This window comes from Larsenimonas rhizosphaerae, from assembly GCF_026240105.1.
Lineage (GTDB): Bacteria > Pseudomonadota > Gammaproteobacteria > Pseudomonadales > Halomonadaceae > Larsenimonas > Larsenimonas rhizosphaerae.
On the sequence record NZ_JAPIVE010000001.1, the window covers coordinates 73,955 to 85,160 of the forward strand.

At 58.6% G+C, this 11,206-nt stretch carries 10 protein-coding genes and 3 tRNA genes; 9 read left to right on the plus strand and 4 right to left on the minus strand.

Annotation, left to right across the window (positions count from 1 at the left end; genetic code table 11):
• Window positions 1-25 precede the first annotated feature (25 nt).
• From OQ287_RS00320 to OQ287_RS00360, 9 genes are all read left to right on the plus strand, one after another.
• Complete coding sequence (locus OQ287_RS00320; protein WP_250935828.1) at window positions 26-544, plus strand: CinA family protein; 519 nt, start codon at window positions 26-28, stop codon at window positions 542-544.
• Window positions 545-679: 135 nt separating this feature from the next.
• Window positions 680-1,741 carry a recombinase RecA gene (gene recA, locus OQ287_RS00325; protein ID WP_250935830.1) on the plus strand — a complete coding sequence of 354 codons (1,062 nt, stop codon included), beginning with the start codon at window positions 680-682 and terminating at the stop codon, window positions 1,739-1,741.
• A gap of 60 nt (window positions 1,742-1,801) precedes the next feature.
• A complete protein-coding gene (locus tag OQ287_RS00330) occupies window positions 1,802-2,287 on the plus strand; it encodes a regulatory protein RecX (protein WP_250935832.1) in 486 nt (161 codons plus the stop codon).
• A gap of 177 nt (window positions 2,288-2,464) precedes the next feature.
• Window positions 2,465-5,071, plus strand: coding sequence for an alanine--tRNA ligase (alaS, locus tag OQ287_RS00335; RefSeq protein ID WP_265895194.1), 2,607 nt, complete (start codon window positions 2,465-2,467; stop codon window positions 5,069-5,071).
• A 65-nt stretch (window positions 5,072-5,136) separates the two neighbouring features.
• Entirely contained in the window at window positions 5,137-6,390 is a 1,254-nt protein-coding gene (locus OQ287_RS00340; protein WP_250935836.1) for an aspartate kinase, read from the plus strand.
• A gap of 177 nt (window positions 6,391-6,567) precedes the next feature.
• A complete protein-coding gene (gene csrA, locus OQ287_RS00345; protein ID WP_250935839.1) occupies window positions 6,568-6,759 on the plus strand; it encodes a carbon storage regulator CsrA in 192 nt (63 codons plus the stop codon).
• A 137-nt stretch (window positions 6,760-6,896) separates the two neighbouring features.
• Window positions 6,897-6,989: transfer RNA gene (locus OQ287_RS00350), tRNA-Ser, on the plus strand.
• A 26-nt stretch (window positions 6,990-7,015) separates the two neighbouring features.
• Window positions 7,016-7,092: transfer RNA gene (locus OQ287_RS00355), tRNA-Arg, on the plus strand.
• A 55-nt stretch (window positions 7,093-7,147) separates the two neighbouring features.
• Window positions 7,148-7,224: transfer RNA gene (locus tag OQ287_RS00360), tRNA-Arg, on the plus strand.
• 87 nt (window positions 7,225-7,311) lie between these two features.
• Here the strand turns inward: OQ287_RS00360 and OQ287_RS00365 are convergent.
• The 4 genes from OQ287_RS00365 to OQ287_RS00380 form a co-directional block, all read right to left on the minus strand.
• Complete coding sequence (locus OQ287_RS00365) at window positions 7,312-8,307, minus strand: tRNA dihydrouridine synthase (RefSeq protein WP_265895195.1); 996 nt, start codon at window positions 8,305-8,307, stop codon at window positions 7,312-7,314.
• 68 nt (window positions 8,308-8,375) lie between these two features.
• On the minus strand, window positions 8,376-8,906 hold the full coding sequence (locus OQ287_RS00370) for a chromate transporter (protein WP_250935841.1): 531 nt from the start codon (window positions 8,904-8,906) through the stop codon (window positions 8,376-8,378).
• Window position 8,907: 1 nt separating this feature from the next.
• The gene (locus OQ287_RS00375) at window positions 8,908-9,468 is read right to left on the minus strand and encodes a chromate transporter (RefSeq protein ID WP_250935843.1); all 561 of its coding nucleotides are present in this window, start codon (window positions 9,466-9,468) and stop codon (window positions 8,908-8,910) included.
• A 1-nt stretch (window position 9,469) separates the two neighbouring features.
• Window positions 9,470-11,098: a gamma-glutamyltransferase family protein gene (locus OQ287_RS00380; RefSeq protein ID WP_265895196.1), complete on the minus strand. Its 1,629-nt coding sequence runs from the start codon at window positions 11,096-11,098 to the stop codon at window positions 9,470-9,472.
• Window positions 11,099-11,206: the final 108 nt, after the last annotated feature.

Sequence of the window (11,206 nt, forward strand, 5' to 3'; positions counted from 1 at the left end):
CTGCCCTGTGCAGACAGGAGTATGTATGATGGATGAGCAATGTAGTTCACTGGCCCTGCGACTGGGAGAGGCGTGTCAGGCGACAGGGCACTGCGTGACGACGGCGGAGTCCTGTACCGGCGGCGGTATAGCGGCGGCCATTACCGAGATTGCCGGAAGTTCCGGCTGGTTTGAAACAGGGCTGGTGACGTATGCCAATCACAGCAAGACAGCCTTGCTGGGTGTGTCCGAAGCCCTTCTGAGCGCGCATGGCGCTGTCAGCGAGCCGGTGGTGCATGCGATGGTGCAGGGTGCATGTCGACTCAGCGGCGCGTCATTGGGTGTGTCGGTCAGCGGTGTGGCCGGGCCGGGCGGCGGTAGTCCTGACAAGCCCGTGGGTACGGTCTGGATTGCCTGGGGAACCGCCAGTGACAGTCGTGCACGCTGCTTTCTTTTCGAGGGAGATCGACACCAGGTGCGTCTTCAGGCTGTGCGTGCAGCACTCGAAGGGCTGATCGAAGAGGTCATGGCGCCGAATGACGGCCTGATGGGCGTTAAAAAATAACTGTATATGTGTACATGGTTTTGGCGATTCGGTACACTCTCGCTATTCTATTCGACAGCTGGCCTTTTGATATCGGGTACGTGTGATGTCGCAGCAGGGGCTGTTGTCTGATTCTTACGATGGAAGGAGGCCTTCATGGCAAAGGACGATAATCGCGGCAAGGCGTTGAGTGCAGCGCTGTCCCAGATCGAGCGACAGTTCGGCAAGGGAGCAGTCATGCGTCTGGGGGATACCCCGCGCGTCACCATGCCGTCGGTATCTACAGGGTCGCTGGGGCTGGATATTGCTCTGGGGATCGGCGGTCTGCCGTTCGGTCGTATTGTCGAGATCTTTGGTCCGGAATCCTCGGGCAAGACCACGATCACGCTGTCGGTCATTGCTCAGGCTCAGAAACAGGGCAAGGTATGCGCCTTCATCGATGCCGAGCATGCCCTGGACCCGAGCTACGCTGAAAAGCTTGGCGTTAACCTTGATGATCTGCTGGTATCCCAGCCCGACACTGGCGAGCAGGCACTTGAAATCTGCGACATGCTGGTACGCTCCGGCGGCGTGGACGTCATTGTCGTCGACTCCGTGGCCGCACTGACACCGCGTGCCGAGATCGAAGGCGAAATGGGGGATTCCCATGTGGGCCTTCAGGCGCGTCTGATGTCTCAGGCGCTTCGCAAGGTGACCGGCCATATCAAGAACGCCAACTGCATGGTCATGTTCGTCAACCAGATCCGCATGAAAATCGGGGTCATGTTCGGTAATCCCGAAACGACCACCGGCGGTAACGCGCTGAAGTTCTACTCGAGCGTACGTCTGGATATTCGTCGTACCGGTTCCGTCAAGCAGGGTGATGAGGTCACGGGCAACGAAACCCGCGTCAAGGTCGTCAAGAACAAGGTGGCGCCGCCGTTCCGCCAGGCCGAGTTCCAGATTCTTTACGGCAAGGGGATCTATCACGCCGGTGAGGTCGTTGATCTGGGTGTGCAGTGTGGTCTGGTCGACAAGGCCGGCGCCTGGTACAGCTACAAGGGCACCAAGATCGGGCAGGGCAAGGCCAATGCTGCTCAGCATCTGCAGGACAACCCCGAGATAATGGACGAAATCGAAACGCAGATTCGGGCGCAGCTTCTGAATATCTCTACCGCCGAGCCTGAAAAGGATGAAGGTGCGATCGAGGCTGATGCCGATACGGATGAGCTGATCTGATCGTATGCTACTTGAAGGGGCCCCGCTATTGCGGGGCCTTTTGCGTTGGGAGAAATGAAAATGACATCACCATGGCAGGACACGCCGAAGGAGCCCGGTCGCTCCGCACGTGACGACATCATCGCGCTGTTGGCGCGGCGAGAATACAGCGCCAGTGAGCTTGATGAGCGGCTGCGACGCAAGGGGCATGAGGAAGATGCCATCGACACGGCGCTGACAGCGCTTCAGGAAGAAGGTCTGCAGTCGGATGCCCGCTTTACCGAGCACTTTGTCAGAAGCCATGTGGCGCGAGGGCAGGGTGAAATCAAGATAGCATCAGCGCTTTATCAGCGAGGTATTGATGCAGCCATGGCGCGTCAGGCGCTGGCAGACAGTGGGACTGACTGGTTTTCCCTGGCCTGTGAGGTGCTGGCACGACGGTTTTCGGACCCTGGTAGTACGCCGGCCGAACAGGCGAAGCGCCTGAGATATCTGGCCTCGCGAGGGTTCAACGGCGAACAGTCCCGCCATGCGCTGGCCTGCGCCTTTGATCCTTCACGGGACTGATCCTGTTGCAGGTACGACTTGAAGAGGCCGGAAGGGAATGGATTGCCTCTTTAGTCGTTGCGTGAAGGCGTTATACTAGTTCGTTATACCATGTGGCGCGGGAAAACGATCGTGACCTCCCGGCCCGACAACGTCGACGAATGAGTGCATAACGCCTGCACCTTGTACGGGAGCATTATGAAAAGCGCAGCATTACGACAAGCGTTTCTGAACTTCTTTGAACGCGAAGGCCATACCCAGGTCCCCTCGGGGTCGCTGGTGCCTCAAAACGATACTTCCGTACTGTTTACCGTTGCCGGCATGGCGCCGTTCAAGGATGTCTTCCTCGGCCGCGAGCAACGCCCCTATACGCGTGCGACCACGGCTCAGCGCTGTGTCCGCGCAGGTGGCAAGCATAATGACCTGGATAACGTCGGCTATACGGCGCGCCACCATACCTTCTTTGAAATGATGGGCAACTTCAGCTTTGGCGATTACTTCAAGCGTGATGCCATCAAGTTTGCCTGGCGCTTTCTGACCGAAGAGCTTGGGCTTGCCAAGGAACGGCTGTGGGTTACCGTGCACGTCAGTGATGATGAGGCCGAGCGCATCTGGATTGACGAGATGGGCATCGACCCGGCACGTTTTTCCCGGCTGGATGAAGACAATTTCTGGCAAATGGGTGATGTGGGTCCCTGTGGTCCCAGCTCCGAGATCTTCTTTGATCACGGTCCGGATGTCGCGGGTGGCCCTCCCGGCAGCCCGGATGAAGACGGTGACCGCTACATCGAGATCTGGAATCTGGTCTTCATGCAGTACGACCGCGATAGCGAGGGTACGCTGCATCCGCTGCCCAAGCCCTCCATCGATACCGGCATGGGGCTGGAACGGATGGCGGCCGTCATGCAGGGCGTACACTCCAACTACGAGATCGATCTGTTTCAGAGCCTGCTGCAGGCTGCTGCCCGTGCTACCGGCCAGAGCGACATCAATCAGCCTTCGCTGCGCGTGATTGCCGACCACATCCGTTCCTGCTCGTTTCTGATTGCCGATGGTGTACTGCCTTCCAATGAAGGGCGTGGCTATGTGCTGCGGCGCATCATCCGCCGTGCTGTACGTCACGGGCACAAGCTGGGCCAGGAAAATACCTTCTTCCATACCCTGGTTTCTGCCCTGGATGAGGAAATGGGGGAAGCACATCCGGTACTTCGCGCCGCACGCGACCAGGTCGAGCAGGTGCTTTTGAAGGAAGAAGAGCAGTTTGCCCGGACACTTGATCATGGCATGAAGCTGCTTGATGACGCTCTGGCTTCCCTTGAGGGAGATACCCTGGATGGTGCCACTATCTTCAAACTGTATGACACGTACGGGTTCCCGTTTGACCTGACTGCCGATGTGGCTCGTGAGCGCGGCGTCACACTTGATGAGCTCGGCTTTCAGCGCGAGCTTCAGGCGCAGCGGGATCGGGCGCGTGCTGCCAGCCAGTTCAATGGGGATTATTCGGCAGATGTGGAGCTGGAGGGTGAAACCGATTTTACCGGGTACGAGCGCACCGACGAAGAGCAGGCTCGCATTGCCGGGCTGATCAACGCCGACGGTGCTACTTGCGAACACCTGGAACATGGTCAGTCCGCAGTCGTTGTACTGGAGCGCACGCCGTTTTACGCTGAATCCGGTGGTCAGGTAGGTGACACCGGGACCCTGACACTGGGCGACAGTTTGTTTCACGTGACAGATACCCGTCGTCAGGGCGCACATAACCTTCATTACGGGTATCTGGAAAGCGGTCGTCTGTCGTTGGGGGATACCGTTTCTGCCCAGGTGGACAGCACACGCCGCGAAGACATTCAGCGTAACCATTCGGCGACTCACCTGCTTCACGAAGCCTTGCGTCAGGTGCTGGGCGAGCACGTTCAGCAGAAGGGGTCGCTGGTCAACGATGAACGGCTGCGGTTCGATTTCAGCCACTTCGAAGCCGTTACGCCGGAGCAGCTGGCCCGGGTTGAAGCCATCGTCAACGAGCAGGTGCTGGCCAATACGCCGGTTCAGACCGAGCTGATGACGCTGGATGAGGCGCGCAACAAGGGCGCACGTGCCCTGTTTGAAGCCCGCTACGGCGAGGATGTGCGCGTGTTGACCATGGGCACGCAAGCGTTTTCGATCGAGCTGTGTGGTGGCATTCATGTCAGGCATACCGGCGATATCGGGACCTTCCATATTGCTTCCGAAAGTGGCGTGGCATCCGGTGTTCGGCGAATTGAAGCGCTGACCGGCCGAGGCGCACTGCGCTTCTATCGCGAGCAGGGGGCCACTCTCGAGCGCATGGCCGCAACCCTCAAGGCGCGCCCGGATCAGCTTGAAGCACGTCTTGATGCGATGCTTGGCCATCAGCGTGAGCTTGAAAAGGTGCTTGAATCACTCAAGGCACGTCTGGCCAGCAGTGCCGGCAATGACCTGCTGTCGCAGGCCCGCGATATCAACGGCGTCAGTGTGATTGCCTACCAGGTCGATGGTGTCAGTGGCAAGGACCTGCGTACCCTGCTGGATCAGCTCAAGAGCCGCCTTGAAAACGGGGTGATCGTGCTGGGCACTGCCGAAGGCGACAAGGTCAGTCTGATTGCCGGGGTAACAAAATCCCTGACAGGGCGCGTCAAGGCCGGTGAGCTGGTCAATCACGTGGCGGAGCAGGTAGGTGGACGTGGGGGCGGTCGCCCGGATATGGCGCAGGCTGGCGGGCAGGACCCGGCGGCATTGCCCGGCGCACTTGAAAGTGTATATGACTGGGTTGCGAGCAGGCTTGAGTGATTTTTTTATCAGACAGGTTGTCAATGAGCACCTAAAATCCATAACATAGGTTAAATAGGACGCACATGGCCTTATACGTACAAAAATTTGGCGGGACCTCGGTCGGGTCTGTAGAGCGCATCAAGGCGGTCGCGGAAAAGGTCAAGACCTTCCGTAACCAAGGGCACCAGGTAGTGGTCGTGGTGTCCGCGATGAGTGGTGAAACGAACCGGTTGATCCAGCTGGCCAGTGAAATCAATGACGATCCGACGCCACGCGAAATGGATATGCTGGTGTCGACCGGTGAGCAGGTCACCATTTCCCTTCTGGCGATGGCGCTTCAGAAAACCGGGGTGCCGGCGACGTCCTATACCGGGGCCCAGGTCGGGATCCTCACTGACAGTGCCCACACCAAGGCGCGTATTCAGCGGATCGAAACCGATGAACTGCGCCAGGATCTTGATAATGGCAAGGTGGTCGTGGTGGCCGGCTTTCAGGGGGTCGATGACGACGGCAACATTACGACGCTGGGCCGTGGCGGTTCTGATACGACCGGTGTTGCACTGGCGGCAGCGCTCAATGCCGACGAGTGTCAGATCTATACGGATGTAGATGGCGTCTACACCACCGACCCACGTGTCTGTTCAAGGGCGCGTCGTCTGGACAGCATTACCGTTGAGGAAATGCTGGAGATGGCAAGCTCGGGATCAAAGGTACTGCAGATTCGTGCTGTCGAGTTCGCCGGGAAATACAAGGTGCCGCTTCGCGTCCTGTCTTCGTTTGCCGAAGGGCAGGGGACCTTGATTGTTGCTGATGACCAGGAGGATGAAAGGAACATGGAAGAGCCGCTCATTTCAGGAATTGCCTTCAATACCAATGAAGCCAAGCTGACCGTCTTGAACACGCCGGACGTCCCGGGCGTGGCATCAAAGATTCTGGGCCCGATTGCTGATGCCAACATCGAAGTCGACATGATTGTCCAGAACGTGGCGCCTGCCGGGGACTACACCGACTTCACCTTCACTGTCTCCAAGGCAGATTACCGTCAGACCAAGCGCATTCTTGAAGAAAGCATTGTGCCGTCACTGGGCGGAGGAGAAGTGCGTGGTGACGACCAGATTGCCAAGGTATCTCTGGTGGGGGTGGGGATGCGCTCCCATGCGGGCGTGGCCTCCAGAATGTTCCGCGTTCTGGCCGATGAAGGAATCAATATCCGGATGGTTTCCACCTCCGAAATCAAGATTTCCGTTGTAATTGATGAAAAGTTCATGGAGCTTGCGGTTCGTGCGCTTCATACTGCCTTTGGTCTTGACCGCGAAGATGTCAACGAAGAGACCTGATCCACCCCGTTTGGCCATATTGGCACGCCAATATGGCCAAACGGCAGAATCTTTCAGCATGGTTGGTCACTATCAACTAGTTTGACGGTATGCAGGTTGGACAGGAGTCCAACTTTACGCATAATGCTGCACTCTGCTGATTACTGGAAGCTGTAACCGAAAAAGGAGTTTCATACCATGCTGATATTAACCCGGAGGGTCGGTGAGACGCTCATGATCGGGGATGAAATCACTGTCACTGTACTTGGCGTCAAGGGAAATCAGGTACGCCTGGGAGTCAATGCGCCAAAGGACGTCTCTGTCCATCGTGAAGAGATATATCAGCGCATTCAACGAGAGAAGACAGACGTGGATGAGCAGGACGCCTGACGTGGTAGTGTTTCAGGCCACATGTTATGCCGGTTTCAGCATCCTGTAGTAAATGCCCCCTGATTTTTTTAAATCGATTTTGGAACAGGGGTGGACAAAGTCTTTTAAAATCGGTAATATGCGCGCCGTACCGATGAGGAGAGGTGGCCGAGTGGCTGAAGGCGCTCCCCTGCTAAGGGAGTATAGGGTTTATAGCCCTATCGAGGGTTCGAATCCCTCCCTCTCCGCCAATCGGTACAAGCAGTAGGTTGATGATGCGCCCGTAGCTCAGCTGGATAGAGTATCTGACTACGAATCAGAGGGTCGGAGGTTCGAATCCTCCCGGGCGCGCCAATCAATGTATCTGCGGATGAGCAAATGGGCATATTTAGTGTTTTCTCATCGTTTAGCGCCCGTAGCTCAGCTGGATAGAGTATCTGACTACGAATCAGAGGGTCGGAGGTTCGAATCCTCCCGGGCGCGCCAGATTTGATAAAAAAGGGTCTTCCATCGGAAGACCCTTTTTTTATGCTCGTTATTTATATCAGCCCGGCTATCGACCGGGCCGTTTCTTCAGGCGCTGTCGGCCAGCCTGGCGGTAAACTCGTCAAGCGTACGTTCACGCTTCAATGCCTGGAACCACTGCTCTCCATCATGGCTGCCCAGCCGCATCATGTTGAGCCACTGCTTGAGTAGTGACAGGGTGACCTTGTCGGGCAGGGCGCCATCCACCCGGCTGGCATAGTTCAGCAACACGCCGGCCTTTTCAGCCCAGGTGGTAGGTGGCAGTCGCGTGCCGGTGTGCTGCCAGTGCTTGATGCGCCGGGCCAGTGCCGGGTCTGCCAGCAGGCCACGTCCGATCATGGCGTCCTGGCATCCGGACAGGGTCGTTGCGCGCCAGTAATCCTCCAGGGTTTGAATATCTCCATTGACGACGACCGGTATGCTGATGCGATCGCGAATGCGTCTGACCCACTCCCAGTGGGCCGGGCGACGGTATCCCTCGGCCTTGGTGCGTGCATGTACCGTCAGGCGACTGGCGCCGCCTCGTTCGGTTGCCAGTGCACATGCCAGAGCCAGCTGCTTGTTATCGAATCCAAGCCGGATCTTGGCGGTTACCGGTATCTCGAAGGGCCTCAGCGCACGCTGCATGTCATCAATCAGGCGTTCCATGTGTTCCGGTCGGCGCAGCAGCGATGCTCCGCCGTCATGCCGGTTGACCAGTTTGGCTGGACAGCCGAAGTTGATATCGATGCTGCGTGCTCCCAGACGGGCCGCCTGTACGGCGTTGGCTGTCATCATGGCCGGATCAGAGCCGAGGAGTTGCAGATGTACTGGAGTGGTGCCCACGGTTTGGCACCCCTGGGCAAGCTCGGGGCAGATACGGTGAAAGACGCGGGGAGGATATATGGTATTGGTGACGCGCACGAATTCGGTCACGATCCAGTCCAGTCCGCCCTGTTCACACAGCAGGGCGCGGGTCAGCCCGTCGATGACACCTTCCATCGGGGCAAGGCCCAGTGCGCCGTGAGGGCGCGCTACGGGCTGCAGAACGGCATTGGCAGACATGGCCTGGATCTCGTGTGGAGCGTGGGCGAGCGATCATACGTTGCTCGCCCCGCGAAGCACAATCCAGGCTAACCGAGAAAAAGCGCGCCCGAGGCAAGGCCCAGGCATACCACCAGCGCTGGATGAATCCGAGTAGCGTTCAATAGTACCGCCGCCACGGCGCCAATCAGCAGGGTCGGCAGCCAGCCGCTGTTGATCAGGCTTTCGTCCAGAAATGTCCAGGTCAGGTAGCCCATCAGCACCATGATTACCGGGCGAACCCAGCTGCTCATTGACTTGACCTTGATCGAGTTGCGGTAACGGTACAGGACGCCCAGTGCCGCAAGCATCAGCAGCAGTGACGGGCCGACGGTCGCCAGCACCGCAATGACGGCCCCCGGGCCTCCGGCCACGTGATAACCGATATAGCCAGCCATCTTGGTGGCAATCGGGCTGGGCAGGGCATTGCCGATCGCCAGTACTTCAGCGAACTGCTGGGAGCTCATCCAGCCGTAATGTCCCACTATCTCGTTTTCGACCAGCGGGATAATGGCCGGCCCGCCCCCATAGCCCACGATGTTCGGGATGAAAAACGCCAGAAACAAATGCCAGTACAGCATGTCAGGACCTCGTGGACTGTTTGGGTTCAGGGCGCAACAGCGCCGCGATCAGCAGAGCGCCGATGATCAGGCCAGGGTGAACGCCCAGTCCGTACATCAGCCCGGCCGATACCACAGCCAGTACCACGGTGGCGATCGCGCCCAGTGAACTCCGTGCCTTGGCCCAGAAATCCCAGGTCAGTCGGGCCATCATGACCATCACTACCGGGATGACGCCCTGGCTCATGCCATTGATCCAGCGTTCATCCCGGTAGCGCATGAACAACCCCAGCAGGGCAATCATGGCGATGATGCAGGGCAGGGTGACAGCCAGAACCGCGCCGATGCATCCGGCCATTCCGCCGACACGATAGCCGATATAACCGGCCATTTTGGTGGCAATGGGGCCTGGCAGGGTATTGCCGATGGCCAGCACATCGGAAAAGTCGTCTTCGCTCATCCACTCGTAGCGTTTGACAACCTCGGCATGCACCAGTGGAATCATGGACGGGCCACCACCGAATCCGAGTAGACCGATGCGTGTGAAGGCCAGTATCAACTGGCCCTGAAGAGGCAGGTTCATGTCAAAGCACCGCAATGGCTGAATCGGTTCGGGGTTCCGTGCCGCCGCACAGTACGCCGGTGGCGGGGTCTCGCAGGATGATCTGGCCACGACCAAAGCCGGTGCGGTCAAAGGCGCTCTCGACCTTGTGTCCACGGCTGCGTAGCTCTTTCATAAGGTGCAGCGGGTAACCGGCTTCGATGGCAATACGCTTGCCCCCCATCCATTGCCAGCGTGGGGCATCCAGCGCCGCCTGAGGGTCAAGGCCGAAATCCAGCAGGTTCATCACCACCTGCATATGTCCCTGGGGTTGCATGAAACCGCCCATCACGCCAAAGGGGCCCAGTGCCTGGCCGTCGCGGGTCAGAAAGCCTGGAATGATGGTATGAAATGAGCGTTTGCCGGGAGAAAGCGCATTGACGTGGGTTGAGTCGAGGGAAAAGCCCTGGCCGCGATTTTGCAGCGCAATGCCTGTGTTCGGCACGACAACGCCCGAGCCGAAGCCATGAAAGTTGCTTTGGATGAACGATACCATATTGCCCTCGGCATCGGCGGTAGCCAGATAGACCGTACCGCCCTGGGGGGGCGTGCCAGGCGTGGGATCGCAGGCCGTATCCGTGATGGTATCGCGTCGGCTGGCTGCGTAGGGCTCACTCAGCAGCGTTGCCGTATCGGTGGTCATGTGTGCCGGGTCGGCAATGAAGGCGTGGCCATCGGTATATGCCAGTTTCATGGCCTCGCACTGGCGGTGCAGGACGGTAATGTCGTCCCGGGCATGCAGGTCGTCATAGCCGCCGACAATATTGAGCGCCATCAGGGCTACCAGGCCCTGGCCATTGGGAGGAATTTCCCACACATCCACGCCGCGATAACGGGTGGAGATCGGATCGACCCATTCACACTGGTGGGCGGCAAGGTCTTCCGCACGCAGGTAGCCCCCGGTCGTTCTGGAGAAGGCATCGATCCGTTCGGCCAGCGCGCCCCGATAAAAGCTTTCACAGCTGGTATCGGCCAGTTCGGCCAGAGTATCGGCGTGGGCATCACTTTTAAACATTTCGCCGGCACGTGGCGCGCGTCCCTTCGGCGCAAAGGTTTCGAACCAGCCCTGTGTCGCGGGCTCGGTGAACGCCTTCGTGAAGGTGGCGTGAGCCTGCTCCCACAACTGGCTGATGACGGGCGTTACGGGAAAGCCTTCTCGTGCCAGAGTGATGGCCGGTGTCAGCAGATCAGCAAACGGCAGCTTGCCGAATCGGCGTGACAGTTCGGCCCATGCAGAAGGGGTGCCCGGTACGGTCACTGGCAGCCAGCCGTACATGGGCATGGTGTCATGGCCTCCGGCCTTGACCGCATCGATGGTCAGCGCCTTCGGAGCAGCGCCGCTGGCATTGAGGCCGTGCAGCGTGCCCTTGCCGTTATCATCCTTGATCCATACCAGCGCAAAGGCATCGCTGCCAATGCCGTTACAGGTCGGTTCCACGACGGTCAGGGCGGCGGCGGTGGCAATAGCAGCGTCAATGGCATTGCCGCCTCGGGCCAGCATGTCGCGGCCGGCCTGTGCTGCCAGTGGCTGGCTGGCAGCAACCATACCGCCGCGGGCATACGTGGCACTACGCTCGGAAGGGTAGGGGTTCTGTGATGAAAACGGGAACATGGTGTCTCCAGCGGTTGTTCGTTATTGTAGGGCCGAGAAGAAATCGATTTTCATCATAAAATCGATTTTTTGCACTATGCGCTGCCCTGTCAGGGCTGTCAACGCGAT